Origin of the sequence: Phytohabitans maris, assembly GCF_031085175.1 — a bacterium.
In the GTDB taxonomy this organism is placed as follows: domain Bacteria; phylum Actinomycetota; class Actinomycetes; order Mycobacteriales; family Micromonosporaceae; genus Phytohabitans; species Phytohabitans maris.
Window position 1 is genome coordinate 301,731 of record NZ_JAVHUY010000001.1, and the last position, 24,584, is coordinate 326,314.

The 24,584-nt window shown below is 71.4% G+C and carries 23 protein-coding genes and 1 tRNA gene; 11 read left to right on the forward strand and 13 right to left on the reverse strand.

All coding sequences use genetic code 11. The features are described from left to right. Positions 1-24 precede the first annotated feature (24 nt). The 4 genes from RB614_RS01365 to RB614_RS01380 all read right to left on the reverse strand — a co-directional run bounded on the left by RB614_RS01365 (position 25) and on the right by RB614_RS01380 (position 4,879). Entirely contained in the window at positions 25-1,068 is a 1,044-nt protein-coding gene (locus tag RB614_RS01365; protein WP_308710437.1) for a winged helix DNA-binding domain-containing protein, read from the reverse strand. 3 nt (positions 1,069-1,071) lie between these two features. Next, a complete protein-coding gene (locus RB614_RS01370) occupies positions 1,072-1,536 on the reverse strand; it encodes a hypothetical protein (RefSeq protein ID WP_308710438.1) in 465 nt (154 codons plus the stop codon). A gap of 55 nt (positions 1,537-1,591) precedes the next feature. After that, positions 1,592-4,336: a pyruvate dehydrogenase (acetyl-transferring), homodimeric type gene (gene aceE / locus RB614_RS01375; RefSeq protein WP_308710439.1), complete on the reverse strand. Its 2,745-nt coding sequence runs from the start codon at positions 4,334-4,336 to the stop codon at positions 1,592-1,594. Positions 4,337-4,474: 138 nt separating this feature from the next. Further along, positions 4,475-4,879 carry a secondary thiamine-phosphate synthase enzyme YjbQ gene (locus RB614_RS01380; protein WP_308710440.1) on the reverse strand — a complete coding sequence of 135 codons (405 nt, stop codon included), beginning with the start codon at positions 4,877-4,879 and terminating at the stop codon, positions 4,475-4,477. Positions 4,880-4,900: 21 nt separating this feature from the next. Between RB614_RS01380 and RB614_RS01385 the strand changes: the two genes are divergently transcribed. Further along, positions 4,901-6,640 (forward strand): DUF4139 domain-containing protein, encoded by a 1,740-nt coding sequence (locus RB614_RS01385; RefSeq protein WP_308710441.1) that lies wholly within the window; start codon positions 4,901-4,903, stop codon positions 6,638-6,640. Between the two features lie 76 nt (positions 6,641-6,716). Here the strand turns inward: RB614_RS01385 and RB614_RS01390 are convergent, their stop codons facing one another. Continuing rightward, on the reverse strand, positions 6,717-8,288 hold the full coding sequence (locus RB614_RS01390) for an alkaline phosphatase D family protein (RefSeq protein WP_308710442.1): 1,572 nt from the start codon (positions 8,286-8,288) through the stop codon (positions 6,717-6,719). 114 nt (positions 8,289-8,402) lie between these two features. Between RB614_RS01390 and RB614_RS01395 the strand changes: the two genes are divergently transcribed. The 8 genes from RB614_RS01395 to RB614_RS01430 all read left to right on the forward strand — a co-directional run bounded on the left by RB614_RS01395 (position 8,403) and on the right by RB614_RS01430 (position 14,241). After that, positions 8,403-9,062, forward strand: a complete 660-nt coding sequence (locus RB614_RS01395; protein WP_308710443.1) for a DUF6766 family protein — start codon at positions 8,403-8,405, stop codon at positions 9,060-9,062. A 116-nt stretch (positions 9,063-9,178) separates the two neighbouring features. Beyond that, the gene (locus tag RB614_RS01400; protein WP_308710523.1) at positions 9,179-9,595 is read left to right on the forward strand and encodes a YciI family protein; all 417 of its coding nucleotides are present in this window, start codon (positions 9,179-9,181) and stop codon (positions 9,593-9,595) included. An 8-nt stretch (positions 9,596-9,603) separates the two neighbouring features. After that, positions 9,604-10,842 (forward strand): RNA polymerase sigma factor, encoded by a 1,239-nt coding sequence (locus RB614_RS01405; protein ID WP_308710444.1) that lies wholly within the window; start codon positions 9,604-9,606, stop codon positions 10,840-10,842. An 87-nt stretch (positions 10,843-10,929) separates the two neighbouring features. Then, a complete protein-coding gene (locus tag RB614_RS01410; protein WP_308710445.1) occupies positions 10,930-12,540 on the forward strand; it encodes an SLC13 family permease in 1,611 nt (536 codons plus the stop codon). Between the two features lie 83 nt (positions 12,541-12,623). Beyond that, positions 12,624-13,028, forward strand: a complete 405-nt coding sequence (locus RB614_RS01415) for a four-helix bundle copper-binding protein (RefSeq protein ID WP_308710447.1) — start codon at positions 12,624-12,626, stop codon at positions 13,026-13,028. Positions 13,029-13,077: 49 nt separating this feature from the next. Next, positions 13,078-13,326, forward strand: coding sequence for a hypothetical protein (locus RB614_RS01420; protein ID WP_308710448.1), 249 nt, complete (start codon positions 13,078-13,080; stop codon positions 13,324-13,326). Between the two features lie 436 nt (positions 13,327-13,762). Then, positions 13,763-13,924 carry a hypothetical protein gene (locus RB614_RS01425; protein WP_308710449.1) on the forward strand — a complete coding sequence of 54 codons (162 nt, stop codon included), beginning with the start codon at positions 13,763-13,765 and terminating at the stop codon, positions 13,922-13,924. Then, complete coding sequence (locus RB614_RS01430; protein WP_308710450.1) at positions 13,924-14,241, forward strand: helix-turn-helix domain-containing protein; 318 nt, start codon at positions 13,924-13,926, stop codon at positions 14,239-14,241. The genes RB614_RS01425 and RB614_RS01430 overlap by 1 nt, the downstream gene beginning before the upstream one ends. Positions 14,242-14,555: 314 nt before the next feature. On the opposite strand, the gene RB614_RS01435 is transcribed toward RB614_RS01430, so the two are convergent. From RB614_RS01435 to RB614_RS01465, 7 genes are all read right to left on the reverse strand, one after another. Continuing rightward, a tRNA-Val gene (locus tag RB614_RS01435) sits at positions 14,556-14,627 on the reverse strand. 73 nt (positions 14,628-14,700) lie between these two features. Beyond that, entirely contained in the window at positions 14,701-15,165 is a 465-nt protein-coding gene (locus RB614_RS01440) for a peroxiredoxin (protein WP_308710451.1), read from the reverse strand. A 78-nt stretch (positions 15,166-15,243) separates the two neighbouring features. Then, positions 15,244-15,678 (reverse strand): DUF3052 domain-containing protein, encoded by a 435-nt coding sequence (locus tag RB614_RS01445; RefSeq protein WP_308710452.1) that lies wholly within the window; start codon positions 15,676-15,678, stop codon positions 15,244-15,246. A 106-nt stretch (positions 15,679-15,784) separates the two neighbouring features. Continuing rightward, entirely contained in the window at positions 15,785-18,121 is a 2,337-nt protein-coding gene (locus tag RB614_RS01450; RefSeq protein WP_428982897.1) for a thiamine pyrophosphate-dependent enzyme, read from the reverse strand. Between the two features lie 230 nt (positions 18,122-18,351). Further along, on the reverse strand, positions 18,352-18,594 hold the full coding sequence (locus RB614_RS01455) for a hypothetical protein (protein ID WP_308710454.1): 243 nt from the start codon (positions 18,592-18,594) through the stop codon (positions 18,352-18,354). 198 nt (positions 18,595-18,792) lie between these two features. Beyond that, positions 18,793-21,441, reverse strand: coding sequence for a tetratricopeptide repeat protein (locus RB614_RS01460; RefSeq protein WP_308710455.1), 2,649 nt, complete (start codon positions 21,439-21,441; stop codon positions 18,793-18,795). A gap of 124 nt (positions 21,442-21,565) precedes the next feature. Then, positions 21,566-22,681: a hypothetical protein gene (locus RB614_RS01465; protein ID WP_308710456.1), complete on the reverse strand. Its 1,116-nt coding sequence runs from the start codon at positions 22,679-22,681 to the stop codon at positions 21,566-21,568. 121 nt (positions 22,682-22,802) lie between these two features. On the opposite strand from RB614_RS01465, the gene RB614_RS01470 reads away from it, so the two are divergent. Continuing rightward, entirely contained in the window at positions 22,803-23,687 is an 885-nt protein-coding gene (locus RB614_RS01470) for an AfsR/SARP family transcriptional regulator (RefSeq protein WP_308710457.1), read from the forward strand. Here the strand turns inward: RB614_RS01470 and RB614_RS44205 are convergent. After that, positions 23,647-23,847: a hypothetical protein gene (locus RB614_RS44205; protein ID WP_428982898.1), complete on the reverse strand. Its 201-nt coding sequence runs from the start codon at positions 23,845-23,847 to the stop codon at positions 23,647-23,649. The two genes, RB614_RS01470 and RB614_RS44205, sit on opposite strands and share 41 nt — an antisense overlap. Before the next feature lie 29 nt (positions 23,848-23,876). Between RB614_RS44205 and RB614_RS01475 the strand changes: the two genes are divergently transcribed. After that, positions 23,877-24,545, forward strand: coding sequence for an SDR family NAD(P)-dependent oxidoreductase (locus RB614_RS01475; protein ID WP_308710458.1), 669 nt, complete (start codon positions 23,877-23,879; stop codon positions 24,543-24,545). Positions 24,546-24,584: the final 39 nt, after the last annotated feature.

The following is a 24,584-nucleotide window of genomic DNA, read 5'->3' on the forward strand; positions in this document are numbered from 1 at the left end:
CTAAATGCGAAAGATCCTCGCACTCTAGTCCGCGACGCTGACCTCCGGGAACCCCTTGGCCAAGGCGGAACGGACCGACCTGCCCAACGGTACGAACGGGGTCACGGTCCCGCTGTCCCAAACGCCGTCGATCCGCCCGTCGACCACCAGCACGGGCGAGATCCACCCTTGCGGGCGGGACACCTTGGCCTTGTGCGGACCGCTCACCACCCGGTCGAGCTGGCGCAGGCTGCCCACCGTGTACGGGTCGAACGCGGGCAGCAGGTGCACGGTGGTGGGCCGTTCGCGCGCCACCTCGCCGGCCAGCTCGGCCGGCAGCGCGCCGCCCTCCACCTCGACCAGCTGGCCGGCGAGCCGGGCGAACGACCGCTTCGCCAGCGCCGGCTTCAGGTCGAACCACCGGCTGAACTCGTCCGCCGTCGACGGCCCGTACGTGCCCAGGTAGGCCAGAGCGAGCGTGTCGATGGCCGGCTCGGTCGCCACCTCGACCCACCCCTCAAGCCAGCGGCGCGGCGCGACGAACGTGACGTTTCGCCCGCGCGGCGGCCCCGAGCAGAGCAGCCCGCGGAACGCGAGCGGCTTGAGCACCGCCCCGAAGCCCTGCGTGAGCGGCTCGCGCAGATCCTCGTGCCCGGTCGCCTCGATGATCGCGCCGGCGAGCTCCTCACGGGTGAGCGGCTCGGCGCCGAGCACGTCGGGTACGGCCGCGATGATGTCGGCCATCTGCTCGGCGGTCACCCCGTGGTAGCGCAGCCAGGAGCCGGTCGTCTCGCGGCCGCGCGTGGACATCGCGGCGACCCAGGTCGGCAGGTCGGCGGCGGGCAACAGGTGCAGCGTGCCCCGGGCGGCCCAGGTCTTCACCAGCCGCCGCCTTCGCCAAAGCTCCTCGTCGACGCTCTCCGCGCTGGTGCCGCCGGCCACCCGCAGGTCGAGCGCGGTCACCGCCGACGCGGCGAGCTGGGCGTGGACTCCGCTCAGCCGCCGGGCCGCCGCGACCGCGTCGGGAGCCCGCTCGGCGCCGAGGAACTGCCGCTCGATCCGCCAGCGAAGAATCTGGTCCCACGTCACGATTCATCCCCAATGGGCCCGAAATACTGTCCGATCCACCGCCGCCCGCCAGCCGGAGTCGCCGGCGTCGGTCCGCAGCGCGGTGAGCGCGGCGATCGCGCCCTTGACAAGATCGGCCCAGTCGTACGGGGCGCCCGCCACGCCCTTCTGCATGAGGAATGCGAGACCGGCCGAGTTGCTGATCGCCCAGCCGCCGCGGCGGGGCGCGCGCCGCGCGGCGTCGCCGCCCTGGTCGCTGACCAACCGCACATGGAACGGGTAGCCGACCTCGCCACCCGGCTTGGTGACCGCGATGTGGGCGCTGGCCGGCTCGGCGCCGAAGACGTCGCGCAGGAACGAGGGCGCCGGCGCCTCGACGACGACCTCGACGCCGTCGCCGTACTCCCCGGGGTCACCGGCGGTGGCGACCCCGCGGATGAGCTCGACCACGACCGACGGATCCCGCCGGTCGAAGATCACCCAGTCCACGCCGACACCCTGCCACGACGAGGGCGCCCGCGTGGGGCGCCCTCGCCAGCGGGGATCAGCTGTCGCCGCCGGTCTCGCCGACCGGAGCGGCGTTGACGTCGTCGATCGCGTACTTCTTGGCCGCCTCGGCCGGCACCGCGGCCGGGATCTCGCCGCGGACCGCGAGCTGGCGCAGCGCCGCCACGGCGACCGACTCGGCGTCGACGTGGAAGTGCCGGCGCAGCGCGTGCCGGGTGTCGGAGAGGCCGAAGCCGTCCGTACCGAGCGAGGTGTAGTCGCTCGGCACCCAGCGGGCGATCAGGTCCGGCACCGCCCGCATCCAGTCGCTGACCGCCACCACCGGGCCGGGCGCCTCGGCCAGCTTGGCCTTGACGTACGGCGTGCGCGCCGGGCTGCCCGGGTGCAGCAGGTTGTACTCCTCGGCCTGCACGGCGTCGCGGCGCAGCTCGGTCCAGGAGGTCACCGACCACACGTCGGCCGCCACGCCCCAGTCCTGGGCGAGCAGCTGCTGGGCCTTGAGCGCCCACTGCATGCCGGTGCCGGAGGCGAGGATCTGCGCCTTCGGGCCGTCGACCTTGGGCGCCGGCGAGTACCGGTAGATCCCCCGCTTGACGCCCTCGACGTCGAGGTCGTCCGGCTCGGCCGGCTGCAGGATCGGCTCGTTGTAGACGGTCAGGTAGTAGAAGACCGGCTCGGACTGCTCGCCGTACATGCGGTGCAGGCCGTCCTCGACGATGTGCGCGATCTCGAACGCGAACGCCGGGTCGTACGCCACCACGGCCGGGTTGGTCGCCGCGATCAGGTGCGAGTGGCCGTCTTCGTGCTGCAGGCCCTCGCCGTTGAGCGTGGTGCGGCCGGCCGTGGCGCCGAGCACGAAGCCGCGCGCCATCTGGTCGGCGGCCGCCCAGAACCCGTCGCCGGTGCGCTGGAAGCCGAACATCGAGTAGAAGATGTACAGCGGGATCATCGGCTCGCCGTGCGTCGCGTACGCGGTGCCGGCGGCGGTGAACGAGGCGACCGAGCCGGCCTCGTTGATGCCCTCGTGCAGGATCTGCCCGGCCGTCGCCTCCTTGTACGACAGGAAGAGCTCCCGGTCGACGGACGTGTACTTCTGCCCGTGCGGCGAGTAGATCTTCTGCGTCGGGAAGAGCGAGTCCATGCCGAACGTGCGCGCCTCGTCCGGGATGATCGGCACCCACCGCCGGCCGAAGTCCTTGTCCTTCATCAGGTCTTTGAGCAGCCGGACGAAGGCCATGGTGGTGGCCACCTTCTGCTTGCCCGAGCCGCGCTTGACGTCGGCGAAGCGCTCGGTGCCCGGGATCTGCAGCGGGATCGTGGTGGTGCGCCGGGTCGGCAGGTAGCCGCCGAGGTGCTCGCGCCGCTCGCGCAGGTACTGCATCTCGTCCGACTTCTCACCGGGGTGGAAGTACGGGGGCAGGTAGGGGTTGGACTCCAGCGCGGAGTCGGGGATGTCGAGGTAGAGCCGGTCGCGGAACGACTTGAGGTCGTCGAGCGTCAGCTTCTTCATCTGGTGGGTCGCGTTGCGCCCCTCGAAGTGCGAGCCGAGCGTCCAGCCCTTGATCGTCTTGGCGAGGATCACGGTCGGCTGGCCGGTGTGCTCGACCGCCGCCTTGTACGCCGCGTAGAGCTTGCGGTAGTCGTGGCCGCCGCGCTTGAGGTTCCAGATCTCCTCGTCGCTCATGTGCTCGACCATCTTGCGGGTGCGCGGGTCGCGCCCGAAGAAGTGCTCGCGGACGAAGGCGCCGGACTCGGCCTTGTAGGTCTGGTAGTCGCCGTCGGGCGTGGTGTTCATGAGGTTGACCAGCGCGCCATCGGTGTCGGCGGCGAGCAGCGGGTCCCACTCGCGGCCCCAGATCACCTTGATCACGTTCCACCCGGCGCCGCGGAAGAACGCCTCCAGCTCCTGGATGATCTTGCCGTTGCCGCGTACCGGGCCGTCGAGGCGCTGCAGGTTGCAGTTGATCACGAAGGTGAGGTTGTCGAGCTCCTCGCGGGCGGCCAGCCCGATCGCGCCGAGCGACTCGACCTCGTCCATCTCACCGTCGCCGAGGAACGCCCATACGTGCTGGTCGGACGTGTCCTTGATGCCCCGGTGGTGCAGGTACCGGTTGAATCGGGCCTGGTAGATCGCGTTGAGCGGGCCGAGACCCATCGAGACGGTCGGAAACTCCCAGAAGTCCGGCATCAGCCGGGGGTGCGGGTAGCTGGGCAGCCCGCGGCCCGGTCCGGCGTGCGAGAGCTCCTGGCGGAACCCGTCGAGCCGGTCCTCGGTCAGCCGCCCCTCCAGGAATGCCCGCGCGTACATGCCGGGGGAGGCGTGGCCCTGGAAGAAGATGTGGTCGCCGCCACCCGGGTGGCTCTTGCCGCGGAAGAAGTGGTTCATGCCGACCTCGTAGAGGGAGGCGGCACTCGCGTACGTCGATATGTGCCCGCCGACGCCGATCTCGGGGCGCTGGGCGCGGTGCACGAGCATCGCCGCGTTCCACCGGATGTACGCCCGGATGCGCCGCTCGACGAACTCGTCGCCGGGGAACCAGGGCTCCTGCTCGGGCGGGATGGTGTTGATGTAGTCGGTCGTGGTCAGGGGCGGGACCCCGACCTGGCGCTCGCGGGCCCGTTCGAGCAGGCTCAGCATGACGTAGCGGGCGCGTTTGGCGCCACGCTCGTCGATGACCGCGTCGAGCGACTCGATCCACTCGCGGGTCTCCTCGGGATCGATGTCGAGAAGCTGGCTCGGCAGGCCATCGCTGATCACCGGGCGCTTGCGTTCGGTAGCCACCAGCGCTCCCTCTGCTTTGTGTGATGGGTCTCTGTAGCCTCCATCCTGCCTTGTGCTCCGGCCTCCGTCACGCCTGGTCGACCCGTACGCGACGCTCGACACATGTACCAGTTGGTAACAAAGCGTCAACCTGGACCGTCAGCCGGGGAGGAAGGAAAAGCGGACCTCTCGGGTGGGGTTGTCGCCGTTCGTGTCGACCAGGCAGATCGACTGCCAGGTGCCGAGCGCGACCCGCCCGTCGACCACCGGGAGCGACGCGTACGGCGCGACGAAGGCGGGCACCACGTGGTCCCGCCCGTGCCCCCGGGCGCCGTGCCGGTGCCGCCAGCGGTCGTCGGCCGGCAGCACGGCGTCGAGCGCGGTCAGCAGGTCGTCGTCCGAGCCGGCGCCGGTCTCGATGATCGCCACGCCGGCGGTCGCGTGCGGCACGAAGACGTGCAGCAGCCCGTCGCCCTGGCCGTCGACGAACGCGGCCGCCTCGCTCGTGATGTCGTGTACGGTGGCCCGCCCGCCGGTCCGCACCGTGATCACCTTTGTGTGCATCCCGCCAGTATGGTTTGACCCGTGGAATCCGTGAGGGAGCGGGGCGGTGCGGACGCCGCCCACGGCGGCGGTGAGGGACCGACCAGTGCGGGCGCGGTGCGGGAGCCGGGCGGCCCGGACGCCGTCCACGGCGGCGGTGAGCGACCGGCCAGCGCCGGCCCGGTCGTGCTCGACGCCCCCATCGTGGCGGTCACGGTCTATCCGGACCGGGCCCGGGTGACCCGCCGCGGCAAGCTGCGGCCGCCTGCCGGCCTGAGCACGGTCCACATCGGACCCCTGCCGCTCGGGCTGCACCGCGACTCGGTGCGGGTCGGCGGCCACGGCCCGGCCACCGTGCTCGGCGTCGACGTGGTCGTCCGCCACCATCCCCGCCCCACCGACGAGACCGTCGCGCGGGTCGAGGAGGCCCGCCGGGCGGTCACCGCCGAGCTGGCCGAGCTCGCCGACGACGAGGCGGTCGAGGCGCAGCGGGCCGAGTTCCTCGCCACGCTCGCCCAGCGGGCCGGCTCGACGTACGCGCGGGCGGTGGCGGCCGGCGAGGCCGACCCGGCGGCCGTGGCCACGTTCGCCGACTCGATCGCCGACCAGCTCGCCGCCGGCAAGGCCCGCCAGCGCGACCTCGCCCGCCGCGCGGAGGAAGCCCGCGACCGCAAGGACGCGCTCGACCGCCGGCTCAAGGAGGTCTCCGGCAAGCGCGGGCCGGACCAGCTGGCCGCCGCGGTCAGCCTCCAGGTGACCGCCGCCGAGGGGGTCGAGCTGGAGCTGTCGTACGTGGTGGAGGGCGCCGGCTGGGAGTCCACGTACGACGTGCGCCTCGCCGACGACCGGCTGGCCGTCACCTGGTTCGGGCTGGTCACCCAGCACACCGGCGAAGACTGGCCGGAGTGCGAGCTCGTGCTCTCGACCGCCCGCCCGGCGACTACCACGACCGTTCCCGACCTCGACCCGTGGTACCTCGACCGCATCCGCCCGCTCCCGGTCGCGCGGGCCGTGGCGGCGTCCCGGAGCAGGGAGATGCTGCGCGCCGGCGGCCCGCCGGTCCCGCCGCCCGCGGCCATGCCGGCCGGGTTCGGTGGCGACGCGTTCGCGGGCGACGCCGAGGTGGCGATGCTGGCCGAGAGCACGGGCGTGGTCGAGCAGGGCGTCGCCGCCGCGACGTACCGGCCGGAGCACCCCGTGGCCGTGCCCGCCGACGGCACCGCCCACCGGGCCACCGTCGCCGTGCTCGACCTCGGCGCCGAGCTCGACTACGTGACCGCGCCGGCCCAGTCGCCCGACGCCCACCTGCGGGCCACCGCGGTCAACACGTCGGCGCACACGCTGCTGCCCGGACCGGCCTCGGTCTTCCACGACGCCGACTTCGTCGGCACCACGCGGCTGGAGACCTGGGCGCCGGGCGAGGAGGTGGAGCTCGCCCTCGGCCTCGACGACCGGATCCGGGTGGAGCGCAAGCTGACCCGGCGTACGGCGACTAAGGCGGCGCTCGGCTCGACCCGGCGCCGCGAGGTGGAGTACCGGACCACGGTCGCCAACCACACGCCCCGCCCGGCCAAGGTCACCGTGCTGGACCAGATCCCGGTCTCCCGGGACGAGGGGATCACGGTGCGGGCGTTCAAGGTCGATCCCAACCCGGTCGACCGCACCGACCTGGGCGTGCTGAGCTGGAAGCTGGAGCTGGCCCCGGGCGAGACCAAGGAGGTCAACATGGGCCTGCGCGTGGAACTCGCGAGGGGCGTGGAGATGTCCGGCTGGCGGGAGTAGCCCGTGATCAAAGCTCCCTTCAAGTCGTTAGAACGACTTGAAGGGAGCTTTGATCACGATCGGCCGAGCGGAGTGATCAGCCGAGCGGCCGCAGGTACGTCTGGTGCAGGCCCGGCACCCGGTCCTCGATCGTGTACGACGCGCGCGTGTACACCGGCGCGCCGGGCGTGGTCACGTACGGCACGACCTTGAAGTCCGCGTCCAGGCGGTCCGCCCTGATCTTGGTGGAGACGTACCCGCGCTGGTTGTTGTAGAAGCGCAGGTGCGGGTTGATCGCCAGGAACGGGTGGGTGGCCGGGTCGGAGTCGACCCCGTCACCGGTCGAGGTGATCGAGCTGCAGACCAGCTCGGCGCCGACCGTGCGCGAGGTCGGGTCGGCGTAGTCGAGCTTGAGGTCGCCGGCCCAGTGCGCGTGCACGTCGCCGGTGAGCACCACCGGGTTGCGCACGCCGGCGGCAAGCCACCCGCGGGTGATGCGGTCGCGCGAGGCCACGTACCCGTCCCAGGCGTCCTGGCTGGTCACCGTCGTGGGGCCGGCGTTGTTGTCCCGCTGGGCGAAGAAGACCTGCTGGCCGAGGACGTCCCAGCGGGCCGACGAGCGGCGGAACCCGTCCAGCAGCCACGCCTCCTGCTCCGCACCGGTGATCGAGCGGGCCGGGTCGTACGCGGCCGGGCAGTCCTTGTAACCGTCGCCGCAGCCCTGGTCGCTGCGGTACTGGCGGGTGTCGAGCATGTGGAACGTCGCCAGCCGGCCCCAGTGGATCCGCCGGTACAGCTGCATGTCGATGCCGCGCGGGATCGATGTGCGGCGCAGCGGCATGTTCTCCCAGTACGCCTGGAACGCCGCCGCGCGCCGGGCGAGGAAGTCCGGCTGCTCGTTCTCCGGCACCTCGTCGGCCCAGTTGTTGTCGATCTCGTGGTCGTCCCACACCACCAGCCACGGTGCCGCCGCGTGCGCGGCCTGCAGGTCGGCGTCCGCCTTGTACTGCGCGTGGCGCTGCCGGTAGTTGGCCAGCGTCTCGGTCTCCGGGCCCTCGTGGTCGCGCGGGTTGCCGCCCGGGATCGTGTACGTGTCCTTTGTGTACTCGTACTGGTAGTCGCCCAGGTGCAGCACCAGGTCCGGCTCCTCCTCGGCGAGCCGGCGGTACGCGGTGAAGTAGCCGTGCTCGAACTGCGAGCAGGAGACGAACGCCATCGCCAGCGCGCCGCCCAGCGCCCACGGCGCCGGCGCGGTGCGGGTGCGGCCGACCGGTGAGAGGTAGCGGTCGGCCTTGAAGCGGTAGAAGAACTCGCGGCCGGGCGGCAGCCCGTCCAGCTCGACGTGGACACTGTGCGCGGTCTGCGGGCGGGCCAGTGCGACGCCGCGCCGCACCACATGCCGGAAGCGCTCGTCGGCGGCGAGTTCCCAGTGCACCGCGACCGGGTGGTCGGGCATGCCGCCGAGGCCATCCTCGGCCAGCGGCCGCGGGGCGAGGCGGGTCCAGAGCACGACGCCGTCGTGGTCCGGGTCGCCGGAGGCCACCCCGAGCGTGAACGGGTCCGTCCGGAGCGGCGCGCCAGAAGCCGAAGCGGCGGCGCCGGGCAGCGTCGCGGCGGCCGCACCGGCCGCGACACCCCCGATGATCAAGGTACGCCGGGATACGGGCATCGTTTCCTCCCCAGGGATCGATGGATGCCGACTCCCGCAGCCTTGCTGTTGATGTTGAACCGGCCGCGAACAGGGCGTGTATTCGACTCACCCGGATCTGGGTAGAAGTCGTTCATGCGCCGATGGATCTGGTTCAACGCCTTGGCTCTGGTGATGTTTGGCGCTTTCCTCCTGTTCATCCTGTTACAGAGCATCTTCGGCTGGCAGGTACGCAACGAGGAGCTGGCCCAGTACGGCCACCCCGCCGACAGCTACTGGACGTACCTCGGCACCGGCCACTTCGTCGAAGCCGTGTTTGAGAACTGGGAGTCCGAGTTCCTGCAGATGGGCTCGTACGTGCTGCTTACCGCGTACCTCGTGCAGCGCGGCTCGCCGGAGTCCAAGCCGCTGAACCAGGTGGACCGCGCCGAGGACTACCGGGAGAAGGCCGGACCCGACGCGCCCGGGCCGGTGAAGAGCGGCGGGCTGGCGCTGCTGCTGTACCGCAACAGCCTGTCGATCGCCCTGCTCGGGCTTTTCGTGATCTCGTTCGTCATCCACCTGCTCGGCGGCACCGCGGAGTACAACGAGCAGCAGGCGGTGCAGAGCGGCGCGCCCCCGATCAGCGCGGCGAAGTTCCTCGCGACCAGCGACTTCTGGTTTCAGTCGATGCAGAACTGGCAGAGCGAGTTCCTCGCCGTCGGCAGCCTGATCGTGCTGAGCATCGTCCTGCGCCAGCACGGGTCGCCGCAGTCGAAGCCGGTGGTCAAGCCACACGCGCACACCGGCGAGTAGCCGCGCCGGTCTCGTAGCCTGCGGGTGGCGGTGTCCGGTACCGGGCGGTGGCTCCGACGTCTCCGGTGAGGGCGCCACCGGGGCGCCGGAATCGAGAGGAGCGCGTCGTGAAGTACATGATCATGATCATGGGGTCGCAGCGGGACTACGACATGATCACCGGCAAGCCGGTCGATGACAGCCCGGCCTGGACGCCCGACGAGATCGCCACGATGCACGAGTTCATGGCCAAGTGGAACAACGACCTGGTCGCGTCGGGTGAGCTGGTCGACGCCCGGGGCCTCACCGCGCCCGTGCACGCGCGCCGGGTGCGGCTGCGGGACGGCGTGCCGGTGGTGACCGACGGGCCGTACGCGGAGACGCAGGAGGTCCTGGCCGGCTACACGATCGTCGAGTGCGAGAGCTTCGACCGGGCCACCGAGATCGCGGCCAAGCTCGCGCACACGCCGCACCCGGAGCACGCCCAGCTCAGCAACGACTGGTACGTCGACATCCGCCCGGTCGTAGACGGCCGCGACGAGCTGGAGCTCTGAGCGGCGCCGTGCCGGACGCCGAGGTCGAGGGCCTGCTGCGCACGCTGGCGCCGCAGGTCCTCGGCGCGGTCGTGCGGCGGTACGGGCACTTCGACACCGCCGAGGACGCCGTGCAGGAGGCGCTGCTAGCGGCCGCGTTGCGGTGGCCCAAGGAGGGGGTGCCGGACAGCCCGCGCGGCTGGCTGGTCACCGTCGCCGCGCGGCGCCTGACCGACCTGCTCCGCAGCGAGCAGGCCCGCCGGCGGCGCGAAGACGAGGTCGCCCAGTGGGTGCTGCCCGAGCAGTGGCTGGCGCCCGCGGCGGACCGGCCCGCGTCCGACTCCGACGACACGCTGATCCTGCTCTTCATGTGCTGCCACCCGGCGCTCACCCCGGCCGGCCAGATCGCGCTTACGCTGCGCGCGGTCGGCGGCCTGACGACCGCCGAGATCGCGCGGGCGTTCCTGGTGCCGGAAGGCACGATGACCCGGCGGATCACCCGCGCCAAGCAGAGCATCCAGCACAGCGGCATCCCCTTCGGGATGCCGAAACCCGAGGACCGCGCCGCCCGCTCGGCCGCCGTCCTCCACACCCTCTATTTGATTTTCAACGAGGGGTACGCGAGCACGTCCGGCCCGGCACTTCACCGTGGGGAGCTCGCCACCGAGGCGATCCGGCTGACCCGCATGGTGCACCGGCTGCTGCCGGACGACACCGAGGTGGCCGGCCTCCTCGCGTTGATGCTGCTCACCGACGCGCGACGCCCGGCGCGCACCGGCCCGGACGGCGAGCTGATCCCGATGGCCGAGCAGGACCGCACCCGGTGGAACGCGGCGTACATCGTCGAGGGAGTGGCCCTGATCAGCGCCACGCTGCCGAAAGGCTCACCGGGTCCGTACCAGATCCAGGCGGCGATCGCCGCGGTCCACGACGAGGCCCCGAGCGCGGAGGCCACGGACTGGCCGCAGATCCTCGCCCTGTACGGCGTCCTGATGGGGATGTCGGACAACCCGGTCGTGGCGCTCAACCACGCGGTCGCGGTGGCGATGGTCCGCGGCGCGCGGGCCGGCCTCGACCTGCTCGGCGACCTGGCGGCCGACGACCGGATCGCCCGCGACCACCGGTTGCACGCGGTCCGCGCGCACCTGCTGGAGATGGCCGGCGAACGAGCCGCGGCCCGCTCCGCGTACGAGCTGGCGGCCGGGCGCACCACGAGCCTGCCCCAGCAGCGCTACCTCAACGCCCGCGCCGCCCGCCTCACGGACTAATCAGTCCAAACCAGACCGTCCCCGGGCCGGTACCCCAACGGCGCTTTAACGTGGGCAAAAGCGTGCCGTGCCGGAAGGAGCGGTCAGATGTCCACGGACGAGATCAGGGAGCAGAAACGGACCGACGTCGCCAAGGCCCTGCTGGGGCACTCCACCTACCGGAGCCTCGGCGAGCAGCGGCTCTCGTCGAGTGAGGAACGCTTCGAGCGGGCCCGGCGCACGATCGGCCTCTGGCTGGCGCCGCTCGTGGCGATCGCGTTCCTCGCGCTTCCCCTCGACATGCCCGCCAAGCAGCAGACGCTCGCCGGCATCCTGCTCGGGGTGATCGTGCTGTGGATCACCGAGCCGGTACCCATCCCGGTCGGCGGCCTGATCGGCGTCGGCTGCGTGGTGCTGCTCGGCGTCGCCAGCGCGGACGACGCGCTCGCCGCCTTCGGCTCGTCGACGATCTTCACGTTCATCGGCGCGTTCATCATCGCCCAGGCCATGCTCAAGGTCGGGCTCGCCCGGCGGTTCGCCTTCCGGATCCTGTCGCTGCCCGGCGTGGGCGGCTCGACCGCCCGGCTGATCGTCGCGTTCGGCGTGATCACCTGCCTACTGTCGGCGTTCGTGTCGAACACCGCGACCGTCGCGATGCTGCTCCCCACCGCGCTCGGCCTGCTCACCGTCATCGCCAAGATGCTGCAGGACCGCGGCCTGGTACGGCCGGACTTCGACCCGCTGCGGCTGCGGGTGGGTGCGGCGCTGGTGCTGATGCTCGCGTACGGGGCGAGCGTCGGTGGCCTCCTCACCCCCGTCGGCAGCCCGCCAAACCTGATCGGTCGCGGGCTCATCGAGGAGGCCACCGGCGAGCGGATCTCCTTCGCGGAGTGGATGGCGACCGCGCTGCCCGTCTGCGCCCTGATGTTCGTCGTCCTCGCGGTCGTCCTGCTGCTGCTCAACAAGCCGGAGATCCGGCGGATCGAGGGCGTGGAGGAGTACGTGCGGGAGGAGCGCGCCAAGCTCGGCACGCTGAGCCGCGCGGAGATCAACACGCTGATCGCCTTCTGCGTCACCGTGACGCTGTGGATCCTCCCCGGCGTCGTCGCGGTGGTCGCCGGCACGGAGTCCACCCTGTACGAACGGGTGAGCGACCGCCTCGACGAGGGCATCGTCGCCGTGCTCGGTGCCTCGCTGCTCTTCCTGCTGCCGACCGACTGGCGCCGGCGGGAGTACACATTGAACTGGAGCGACGCCGCCCGGATCGACTGGGGCACGATCCTGCTCTTCGGCACCGGCATCATCTTCGGCGCGCTGCTGCGCGACACCGGGCTGGCCGAGCGGATCGGTACATCCACATCGGATGCCCTCGGGCTCGGTGGGCTGGTGGCCATCACGGCGTTCGCGGTGCTGCTCGCGATCCTCGTCTCGGAGACCACCAGCAACACCGCCTCCGCCGCCGTCGTCGTGCCGATCGTCATCCCGGTCGCGGTCGCGGCGGGCGTCAACCCGTTCGTGCCGGCGCTCGCCGCCACGTTCGCCGCGTCGTTCGGCTTCATGCTCCCGGTGTCCACGCCGCAGAACGCGATCGCGTACGGCTCCGGCGTCGTGCCGATCACCACGATGATCCGTTCCGGGCTCAGCTTCGACATCGTCGGCGCCCTCCTGATCCTCGTGGGCGTACCCCTGATGGTGGCCGTGACCGGCGCCGGCGGGTGACGCCGTCCCACGGCCTTGACGGATCTCGCGGAGAAGAGGTAACGCGGCGGCATGAGACGTCCGTCACGGGGAATCGCGCAGCCATGACCACCACCCTCTACATGCTGGAGACTCACCCGCGGCGGGCGGACGTCGACCGCACCCGCCTCGCCGCGGTGATCGACTCGCTGAACGCCTGCGCGGAGACCTGTACCGCATGCGCCGACGCGTGCCTCAGCGAAGACGCGGTCGCGGACCTGACACGCTGCATCGCTCTCAACCTCATCTGCGCCGACATCTGCCTCGCCACGGCCCGCATGCTCTCCCGGCACGCCGGCGAGGACGGCGCGCTCAGTCGCTCGATGCTGGAAGCCTGCGCGACCGCCTGCCGCACCTGCGCCGACGAGTGCGCGAAGCACGCCGAACGGCAGCAGCACTGCCGGGTCTGCGCCGAGGCGTGCCGTTCCTGCGAGCGGGTCTGCCTGGACCTGGTGGTGGCACTGCGGTGAACGCCGGCACGGCCGTTTGCCGGCGGCGCGGACGGGTAGCCCTCCCGGTATGAGCGACGAGACCGACGGCGTCTGGCGGGACGAGGAGAAGCTGCCGCTGTCCGAGCTGAGCCGCGCGATGGCGATGTCGCCGGGCGACGGGCAGGTAGACGACGAGTCCGGCAACGACGCGGGGATGGTGCAAGCCGAGGAGGAGGTCCAGCGGGAGGTCGACGGCGCCGAGGGTGACCCCGACCCGCACAGCACCGCCGGCCGCGCCCTACGCCCCGACTTCACCGGCCGCAGCGGCCCGCACTGAGCGGCGGGTAGACGGCGAGCGGCATCGGTGGGGTCATGAACGACCGTCCGGGACGAGTAGCGCGGAATAACTACGTTCCGAAGCGGGCGCGGCCTTGGCGCTGGCGGTCGAGCCAGCGCTGGGGCGCCGGACGCACGGCGCCACTGCTGCGTGCGAAAGGTCGATGCCCGGGCAACAGTGGGATCTTGATGTGCGAATCTCCGCGGCGTGACTGCGGGTCGGTGTCGCGGTAGCCGCCGGGCACGGCGCGCCCCGGGGCGCGCAGGCTGCGGACACCGGCGTTGCGGTGGTGTCCGTGCACGCGGACGCCGCACACCCGCCGCCCGTTATTTATGTATCCACTGGTAACAGCTCGCGGGCCGCATCGCTCGGTTGATCAAATCTGTCTGCGACACCTCGCCTTGGCGTCCGATAACGCACGCGTTATCATCTAACGGTGGACTGGTCCGTCGTTCGACACCCGCGGGTCGATGATGACCTGGTCAACCTGCCACCCGACGAGGTCGCGGCGATCATCAACGCGATGAAGAAGCTCGAAGCCATCGGGCCGACACTGGGCTACCCGCACTCCAGCCAGGTGAAGGCCGCCGACGAGTGATGAAGCTATCCGACCTGAAGACCGTTGATCAGCTCATCGAGGAACGGCGGGAGAAGGACGCTGAGTTCCGCGAGATCTGGGACTCCACCGCGTTCGCCCGCCAGGTCGCGATTATCGTTGTTCGCTACCGCACCGAGCGCGGCCTGTCACAGCGCGAGCTGGCACGGCTGACCGGCCTTCAGCAGCCGGCGATCGCCCGTTTGGAGAACGGCGAGACCGAGCCACGACTCCAGACGTTGGCGAAGCTGACAGCCGCAACGGGGCTGTCGTTCCATCTCGATGTGGTGCGCGGCGGCGTGGAGCTTGTGCCGGCATGACGAGCCCGACAACATCAGGGCTGGTCTAGGTCAATCACCTCAAGCGAGACCACCGATAGCCCTCGAGGGCTGCCGACGACATCGTCATCGACAGCCCTGAACGGCCAGACCGGCCAATCGCCGCGTCACCCCAGAGGCGGGGCTGATGCTCGCGCGGCGGCGGCTGACGGTTAGCTAGGTTGCGGCCGGAGCCCAACGACGGCTCCCGAAGTGCCCGCTACCGCCCACTTGAAGCTTGGAGCGAACCGCTCCCAAAAGCCGTATGACCAGCACCTTACCGCCTTCGCGGTCGGCGTCTGGGTAGGCATTTCGGGTGGGCGCGGCAGGGTTCGAACCTGCGACCCCTCGGTTGTAAGCCGAGTGCTCTTCCGCTGAGCTACGCGCCCCGACGCCGGGTGTGGTGCCAGGCGGCGGCAAGCTTACCTTGCCGGGGCCGCTGGCTCGGCGCAAGTTGACGGGTCAGGCCTGCGCCTCGGCGAGCGCTTTTCGCCAGCCGGCCTGGTCGCGGGCCTCGCCGGGCATGTTCATCTCGGCGAACCGGATGACGCCCGCCTTGTCGATCACGAAGGTGCCCCGGTTGGCGTAGCCGCGGTCGGCATTGAACACGTCGTACGCCTGGGCGACGGCGCCGTGCGGCCAAAAATCCGCCAAAAGGGGGAAATCGTACCCCTCGCGGTCGGCCCACACCTTGTGGCTGTAGACCGAGTCGACGCTGACGGTCAGGACCTGGACCTCCGCGTTCGCGTACACGTCGAGGTTTTCCGCCACCTCGCAGAGCTCACCCTGACAGGTGCCGGTGAACGCCAGCGGGTAGAACACCAGTAGCACGCTCTTCCTGCCGCGAAAGTCGGAGAGCCGTACCTCCTGGTTGTTTTGGTCGCGCAGGAGGAAGTCGGGCGCCTCCACGCCCACCGCGATCGGCATCGTGGGACCCCTTCTCGTGTGCGCACGGCGACGGGCCGGCGGTCGCTGGTGTGACCCCGCCGGTCGCGCGCGGATGGGTTACTTCTTGCGAGCCGCGCGTGGCGTCACGAGCCGTGCGGCACTCCAGTCCTTACCCGCGTTGACCGTCGAGGTCTGCTGCAGCCCGGCGGTCGGTGCCACCTCGCTGATCTCGCTCGGCTCGACGTGCCCCGGCCGGCCAGCCTTGGGCGTCAGCAGCCACACCACGCCGCTGTCGGCCAGCGGTGTGAGGGTCTGGACGAGCAGGTCGAACAAGTCACCGTCGCCGTCGCGATACCAGACCAGCACCGCGTCCACGACCTCGTCCGTATCTTCGTCGACCAGCTCCCCGCAGCGGTCAATAAGGGCGTCGCGGAGATCCTCGTCGACGTCGTCGTCGTACCCCATCTCCATGACCACCATCCCCGGCTCGATGCCGAACCGGTCCGCCAGGCTGCGTACGCCGTCGGCGGCATGACCAGCGGTCGCGCTCACTGTCGCGTGCCTCCTCATCTCAACACTCCCGGCGTCAACCGCCGATAGCGCGTAGTCCACACAAGTGCGTCGCCGCGCGCAAGTGGCGCACCGAGTGGAAGGGAATTTACCGCGCCAAGAGCCCTCGGGCACCCTGTGTGATGGCATCTTCGGTCACGAGCACGTGACGGGCAGCCGGACCTAGCGGGATGAACGAGTCAACTGACGCGATTCGCCGCGCCGCACCCACGTACCCTCCGTCGACGAGCGCGGCGAGCACACCCTCTCCGACCCCGCCCGAACGGCGTGTCTCGTCCACGATGAGTACCCGCCCGGTAGCGGCGGACTCGCGGATGATGTCGGCCACCGGGAGCGGTGCCAACCAGCGAAGATCGACGACCCGGGAGCCTACGCCGTCGCTTGCCAGGCGGGCCGCGGCGCGCAGCGACATGCGTACCCCGTTGCCGAACGTGATGATCGTGAGGTCCTCGGCCGAGCCCACGCCGTACACGCGGGCGCGCCCGATCGGCACGTGCGCCGCCGACCAGGCGTCCGGCGGCAGGTACGGGGCGAGCCACTCACCGTCACCCTCCGCGTACAGGTCGCGGGTGTGGTAGAGGGCGATCGGCTCCAGGAACACGCAGACGCTGCCGTCCACGACCGCGCTGGCCAGGCAGGTGCGGAGCATCGGGGCGGCGTCGTCCGGGCGGGCCGGCACCGCGACCACGATGCCCGGAATGTCGCGGAGGACCGCCACCGAGTTGTCGTTGTGGAAATGCCCGCCGAACCCCTCCTGGTAGGCGAGGCCGGCGACCCGCACCACCATCGGGTTGCGGTAGGCGCCGCGGGAGAAGAACTGCATGGTGGCGGCCTCGCCGCGGAGCTGGTCCTCGGCGTTGTGCAGGTACGCGAGGTACTGGATCTCCGGCACCGGCAGCATGCCGCTCAGCCCCGCGCCCAGCCCCAGGCCGAGAATCGAGGTCTCGTCCAGCAGCGTGTCGAAGACCCGGGAGGCGCCGAAGCGGTCGCGCAGGCCCTTCGTGACCCCGTACACGCCGCCCTTGACCGCCACGTCCTCGCCGAAGATGGCCATGCCCGGGTTGGCGACCATCCCGTCGGCGAGGGCCGCGTTGACCGTCTGGGCGAGCGTGAGCGGGCCGGCCTCCTCCGGCAGCCGCCCGGAGAACCCGGCGTCCCGCGCGGCCCCGGACGGGCCGTCCGCCCGGGTGGCGGCCTCGGTGACCGCCTTGGCCACCCGCACCGGCCGGCGCGGCGCCAGCGGGGCGGCGACATCGGCCGGACCCTCCAGCTTCGGCTCGGCGAGCACCTCCTCGGCGACCTTGCGGACCTGCCAGCCAACCTCGTCGTACCGGGAGACGATCTCGTCCGGCCGGGCCAGGCCGGCGGCCACCAGCAGCCGGGCGGTGGCCACGAGCGGGTCGCGGGCCACGTCGTCGGCGATGTCGCCGGCCGCCCGGTACGCGGTCTCGGCATCCGCGCCCGCGTGCCCCATGAGCCGCACGGTGGTGAGGTGGAGGATGGCGGGCCGCCGGTGCCGGCGTACCCAGGCTGCTGCCTCCGTCGCGGCGTCGAAGGTGGCCGCGACGTCGCACCCGTCTGCGGCGAAGTACCTGATGCCCGGCCGCGCGCGCAGCGCGGCCGCCACCCAGCCGGACGGCGAGCGGACGCTGATGCCCAGGCCGTTGTCCTCGCAGACGAAGAGCACGGGCAGGCGCAGGCCGGCATGATCGCACCAGCCGGCGGTGTTGAAGGCGGCCGCCGCGCTCGCGTGGTTGACCGAGGCGTCGCCGAAAGAGCAGACCGCGATCGCGTCCGCCGGCCACGGCGACCGCGCGTCAAGCTGCGGGCGGGCCGAGCGCGGCGTCCGGGCCGCGGGGCTCAGCCGCCGCAACCGTTCGATCGCGAACGCGATGCCCACCGCACGCGGCAGGTGGGAGGCCACAGTGGAGGTGGTGGGGATGACGTGCAGGTCGGCGTTGCCGAAGACCTTGTGCCGCCCGCCGGCGATCGGCTCCTGACTCGAGGCCACCATGCCGCGCAGCACGTCACGGGCGGCGGCGCTGACCGCGTCGTCGCCGTCCAGCCCCGCGGCTTGCTCCGCCGCTCTGGCCTGCTCCGCCGTGTCCTCAGCGCTGGCCTGCCCTGCTCTGGCGTGTCGCTCGCTTGTGGTGCCGCTGGCTTGCTGCTCCGCCGTGGCGCCTCTGGCCTGCGCGACACGGGCGCAGTAGAAGGCCCCGGAGCGGTAGTGCAACAGGGCAGGATCGGTGGCGCGCACGGCGGCGGCGACGGCGGCGTTTCCCTCGTGGCCCGAGGAGCCGATCGTGTAGAACCCCTCGCCGAAGCTGCGCAACCACCGCCCCGCCAGGTCGAGATGGCGGCTGGTGAGCTGGGCGTCGAACAGGTCGAGTGCGGCGCTCCCGCGCAGGAGGGTGCCCTCACGCACGGGCGCGCCCGGCTCCTGCTGGCCCGCGGACTCGGCCAGGCCGCCTACCGCCTCCCGGAAACGTTCGTCCAGATCTTGAGGGGTGGTCACGGTGCACAGCATTACCGACTCAGGCCAACCCCGGCCACCCGGACCGTCCGTCGATCATCACCCGCCCCGCGCGACCGAGCGCACGAACGCGGCCGGCCCAGTGTGTGGACCGGCCGCGGGGTGTGGTCAGTTAGCCAGGCTCACCATGGGTGCAGGTGAGAAAGCAGCTTCATCGAGTACTCCCACACTTTCATCGCGTACTCCCACGGATGAAGGTGAGCGGCCGCATTTGTTGCCAAATGCAATTGCATGGGATCCGCGACGACCAGTGCGGCGACGAGCGCGATCGGGAGAACGCCGATGGCGAACATGCTGGGTGCCGCAGCGGAGAGGGCGATGAGTTCGAGGGTTTGGCTCGGGTGCCTCCGGTGCCGGATGACCATCTCCTCTATCGGGGCGAGCCTCGTTGCCCGCCAAAACCAACTCGTTGGTGTGGGTCTACCATGGACTGTCGAGATCGAACGGTAGTCCCGAAACCGCGCTCGCACAACGCCTTCAGGGCAGAGACGCGCTCCGCGAGCGCTCGCCTACGGACGGTGTCCGTCGTGCGGGAGTTGGTTTGTCGAATGCCTTCCGGATCGTTATCGAGGGCATTCGTTGAGGAGTTCGGTGATTGCGTCAGCGGCGTGTGCAACGCCAATTCGTCGATACAGGTTCTGGGCCTGCCGGAGTAGCTCGATGCCCTTTTCTGAATTGTTCAGGTGGAGGTGACACCGGCCGGCACCATTCAATGCGTTCGCCTCGGCGTTCGGATTCTTGGCCCGGGTCGCGAGATCGAGTGCCTGCCCGTAGCGGCCGAGAGCCTCCTCCGGCCGGCCGAGGGTGAGAAGGAGATCGCCGATGTTGGAGTGCGCCTCTGACTGTCCAAGTTCGTCGGACGCCTGCTGGAAGAGGGCCAGCGCCTGTTCGTGTGTCTCGGCCGCCGCTCCATGGTCCGAAGCCAGTCGTTCAAGAACTCCAAGCTGGTTGAGCACGTCGGCCTGACCGCTGCGATAACCGATCTTGCGGTAGAGCGCGAGCGCGTCCGTCAGCAACCGCCGTGCCACCTTGTGCCGGCCCGAGCGGATATGCGTGGCGGCCAGGTAGTTCAGCGTGTGAGCCTCGCCCTCGCCGTCGCCAAGATCACGCTGGATGGCGAGGGCGAGATCGAGTGCCTTGCGGCTCGCGTCGTAGTCGCCCGTATGGCTGTGAGCAGCACCAAGGAACGCGAGCGCCTTGGCCTCCCCGAGCCGATCGCCCAACTCCCGGTAGAGGGCGAGCGCGCGTCGCTGCGCGTCGATGGCGGGCGGGTAGCCCACCGTCAGTTGCTGGAGGCCGCCGACCTGGTGAAGGGCTTCAGCGGCACCTTGGTGGTCGCTCAGCTCCTCGAAGGCACACAGCGCCTGTTCCGACGCATCGAGAGCCTCCTCGTACGCGCCCACGGCCCACAGGGCGGTGCCCATCTCGTGCAGCGCCCGGGCCTGGCCGTGTCGTACTCCCAGCTTCCGATAGGTCGCCAGGGCGGCGCGGAGCTCTGCCGCCGCCTCCGCGTGGCTTCCCAGTCGCCACCGAACTCCGCCCAGCTCGGTCTGGGCGTCGGCGACACCAAGTTCGTCGCCGATCTCGTCGTAGAGCTCGAACGCGCGCTGGAGGGCGCTCGCGGCGGCCGGGTACTGGCCGGCGTGCCGCCGCAGGAGGCCGAGCTCGCGTAGCGCGTCCGCCATGGACCGCTTGTCGCCGCCGGCCTCAGCGGTGCCCGCCGCCCTCTCGTGCAATGCGATCGCCAGGTCCCACGGACCGGCCAGGCGCAGGTACGGCGCCATCGCGGCGGCGAGGGCCGGCAGCGCGCTCGCTCCGCGCCGGCGCGCGGGCTGGGTACCGGCGCAGGCGAAGAGGTTCGCCTGCTCCGCCTTCATCCAGCTCATGGCCTGGCGTCGGGTGCGGATCGGCGGTAGGCCCTCCTCTCCGTCTCCCGGGCTGGAGAAGGGCCGGACGCTGGGGCGGGACAGATGGCGCCCGGCGGATTCGGCCGCACGCCGGTAGTAGTCGAGGAGGCGCACCACAGCGTTTTCCCGCTCGCGGGGAGAGTCGCCTTCGGCGCGCATGATCGAGTACTCGCGGATCAGGTCGTGCATCCGGTAGCGGCCGAGTCTGGGCTGGTCGAGCAGGTGCTGGTGGTACAGCGTCTCCAGAAACCTCCCGGCCTGCCGGGGGCTGCTGCCGTCGAGGGCCGCCGCGGCGTACCGGTCGACGTCCGGGCCGGGGTGGAGGCCGAGGCGCCGGAAGAAGCGCCGGTGGGCGGTCGACAGCCGGCGGTACGACAGGCCGAACGCGGCTTCCACCGTCACGTCCTCGGCCCGCATGCGGGAGAGGGCATGCTTGGCCTCGGTCAGTTCGTCCACGAGATGGTCGACGGGCCACCGGGGCTCCAGCCGCAGGCGGGTGGCGAGCAGGCAGATCGCGAGGGGCAGGTAGCCGCAGACCCGCATGAGGTCGTCGACGGCACCCGCCTCCACGGGCTCCAGCTGACGGCCGGCCACCGCGGCGAACAGCGCGGTCGCGTCTTCGGGCGGCAGCGTTTCCAGGGTCAGGTTGACGGCCGCCTGGGTCGCGACCAGACCGGTCAGTCGCGACCGGCTCGTGATCAGGACGAGGCAGTGGGCCGTGCCCGGTAGGAGGGGCTGCACCTGTTTTCGGCTCTCCGCGTTGTCCAGGATGACAAGCGCCCGCCGGTGCGCCATTCGCCTGCGCCAGAGGACCGCCCGGTCGTCGAGCTCGCGCGGGATCTCCGCGGTGGGCACCCCGTCCGCCGAGATCAGTTGAAATAGGGCGTCGGCCGGGTCGGCTGGACGTTGGCCGGGGGAATGCGCGTGAAGATCGATATGGAACTGGCCGTCCGGGAAATGGTCTTGCAGCATATGTCCGGCGTGTATGGCGAATGCGGTCTTGCCGACGCCCGGCATTCCGTCGATCGCGTAGAGCGGCACGATCGTTTGGGTCTCCGCCCGTTGGGTGACGGTGTCGAGCAACGCCTTCAGTTCGCGATCGCGACCGGTGAACGCCGCGGTGTCCCGGGGCAGGATGTTGCTCGGGGTGGCGACGGCGGGAGGCGGTTGGTGGTGGTAGAAGATCTGATTGCCCGCCGACTGAAAGATCGATTCGCCGTCTCGCGCGTGCAATTGCCTCTCGCCCTGAGGCGCGGTGCCGGTCGGCTTGTCGTCAGCCGTTGGTGTCCACCCCACGCCAACCACCGATCCCTACTTACCGTGTTGTATTAACTACGGTACGAGGTGGGCGCGAGATTTGTTCAAGTCCGGCGAGGGATCCGGCGGCATTGGGGCAATCAGTCCGTTCACTCACGTCTGGTGATTGGCGTCAGCCGATTTTGGCGAACGACTCAGCGGAGACCGCCACGGCTGGCTCGACCGGCGTCGGCGCGCAGTCGAGGGCTGGTTCGGGTAGCCACAGCATGCGGTAGATCTGCTCGCGCAGCGACCGGGTGGCCTGCCCCGGCCGCGACGTGACCGCGGCGGCGACCGCCGCGTATCGCACCGGGTCGAAGGTCTCGACGGCCTCCCGCAGGTACGCGGCGAGCGGCCGGTCCGGGCGCAGCGCCGGCGCGGCGCGGGCCAACGCCGTGGCGGGCGAGCCAGCCGCGCTTCCCGGCGGCAACCGGACCGCCCGGAGCACCGGTACGCCGGCGGCGGCCGCGTAGACGGTCGCCGCGCCGTGGTCGCCGATCAGGACGTCGGCGGCGCCGACGAGCCCGCGCCAGGTCGGTGGATCGACGATCCGCAGGCCGGCCCGGCGCCGCCGCTCCAGCCAGGCGAGGACCGGGCGGCTGAGATGCGCGTACCAGGCGCCGGGGTGCAGCCCGATCGCCACCGCGAACTCCTCCTCCGGCAGTGCGCCCAGGACGTCGAGCAGCGCGGCCGGCGCGCGAGCCAGCAGGGAGTCGGGGCCGGGGGCGGACGTGACCGCGACCAGCGTGCGGCCGTCCGCGACGCCCAGAGCCCGCCGGTACGCCGCGCGGTGGAGCCGGCTCCGGACCAGGCGGTCCAGGCAGAGGTCGCCGGTTACGGCGGTGACCGGCGGCACCTGAGGGCACGGCTCGGCCGGCGACGGCAGGAGGTCCTGGTGTGACACCGCCAGCGCGTCAGGCGGCCGGGCGTCGTACCGGGCGGACCAGGCTGCGTCGAGGTCGTCCACGATCCCGGGGACGATCGCCAGCCAGGTACCCCGGAGGCGTCGCAGGGCGGCCGGCTCGGCGGCGATGACCAGGTCGACGTCCGCCCGCATCGCCTCCTCCCAGGGCAGGTACGCCGCGCCGGCGGCGGTCACGTCGGTCGCCCGGCGGCCCGGTGCGGTCGTGCAGACCACCTGGATCCGGTGGTCTGGCACGAGGAGGTCGACGGCGTCGAGTACGTGCCCGGCGGTCGCCAGGTGGACGACCGCCAGGACGGTGCGTTGGGTGGCGCGGGTAAATGGCATGCCCCGACGGTGTGGTCGCCGGGCGGACGAAAACCGGGCGGGCGGCCGGACACGAATCCGGACGCGATCATCGAATGCGCTGGTGAGCACGGCGGAAAAATTGTCGTGCCACACTTCGACGATGGACGTCCGACTGCTCGGCGATGTCGAGATCGAGGCGGCTGGAGTCACGTACACACTGGGCCGCACGGCGGAGCGTTGCGTCCTCGCCACACTGGCTTTCAACCCGGGCCGCGTGGTGCCGCTGGGCACATTCGTCGCGCATATCTGGGGTGAGCACCCGCCGCCGAAGGCCGAAGAGACGGTCGCCACCTACGTTCGCGCGGTACGCCGGATGATCGAGCAGGCGGGTGGCGGCCGGGAATGGCTCGTCAATCGGCGGTCGGACGGCTACCGGCTCGATATCGACCCGGTTCTGGTCGACCATCGGCGGTTCACCGATCTCGCCGGCACCGCCCGCGTGCTCGCTCGGCAGCGGGACGACGCGCGGGCGGTCGAGACGTTCGAGCGCGCGCTCCGGCTGTGGCGGGGCGAGGCACTGGCCAATGTCGCCGGTCAATGGGCGAAGACCTGCCGGCACGGGCTGCGGCTGGACCGCCTGAGGGTCACTTACGAACTGCTGGAGCTGCTGCTGCGCGCCAGCGCGTACGGCGATGTGGCGACCCGGGCCGCCGATCTCGTGCGGGAGGAGCCGACCGAGCGGGCCATCGCCCTCGCGTTGCGTGGGTTGGCCGGCAGCGGCCAGCGGGCGCTGATTCCGTCGTTTCTCGCCCGGGCGGCGGAACAGATGCGGGAGGTGAACGGGAGCCGGCCGAGCGCCGACCTGGTCGCGCTGGCGCGAAGGCTGGCGGGGGAGCCGGAGGCCGCGGTGGCGGCACCGCCTGAACCGGCGGCGGGCACCGTCGTGATGAACGTCCGGAACGCCACCAACGTCTACCAGGCCTCCGGCGACCAGTACTTCTCGGTTATCCCGCCACGGGGTGCGCCAGGCGCCGGACGGCGGTGACGATCGCCGCGCGGCGGGCCTTCAGGGCCGTGCGGCCGGTCGGGTCGGCGGCGCCCTCCGGGGCGCCCTCGGTCCATGCGGCCGCGAGGGTCAGCACCAGCCCCGCGGGCAGGACCGCGTCGACGATGCCGGCGCGCTGGGCCGCCGCGAGCGCGTCCAGCTTTACTTAGGGAGGGAAAGACCGCCGTCGTGACCGGTGCCAACAGCGGCATCGGGTTCGAGACCGCGAAAGGGTTGGCCGCCGCCGGGATGCGGGTCGTCGTGGCCGGACGCGACGAGGAGCGGGCGGAGCGGGCCGCGGCGGGGATCCGGGCCGCCCGTCCCGCCGGCGAGGCCCGGGCCGCCCGCCTCGACCTGGCCAGCCTCGACTCGATCGCCGCGTTCGCCGGCCGGCTGGTCGACTCGGGCGAGCCGATCGACGTACCGGTCGACAACGCCGGCGTGATGGCCGTGCCGCAACGACTCACCACAGTGGACGGTTTCGAGCTGACGGTCGGCACCAACCACCTCGGCCACTTCGCGCTCACCGGGCCGCCTGCTGCCCGCCCTGCTGAGCGTGGCCGTGCACCCGGGCACCAGCATGACCAACCTCCAGCAGCACACCCCGCGGGTCGTACGGGCGCTGGACCGGCTCGGGCTGGAGCGCTTCCTCGGCCACCCGGCCGACCAGGCGGCGCGCCCCTCGCTGGCGGCGCCTTCTACGCGCCAACTGGACGGCGCGAGCTGCGCGGCGCTCCGGGCCCGGTGAAGACGCCGCCCGCGGCGCTCGACCCGGAAACGGCACGTTCACTGTGGACGCGATCCGAGCAGCTCACCGCCGTCCGGTACCAGATCCCGGCCGCGCGGGCGGCGATGTAGCGACCGGCAAGCCTTGCCCAACCGCGCCTCTGTGTGGTC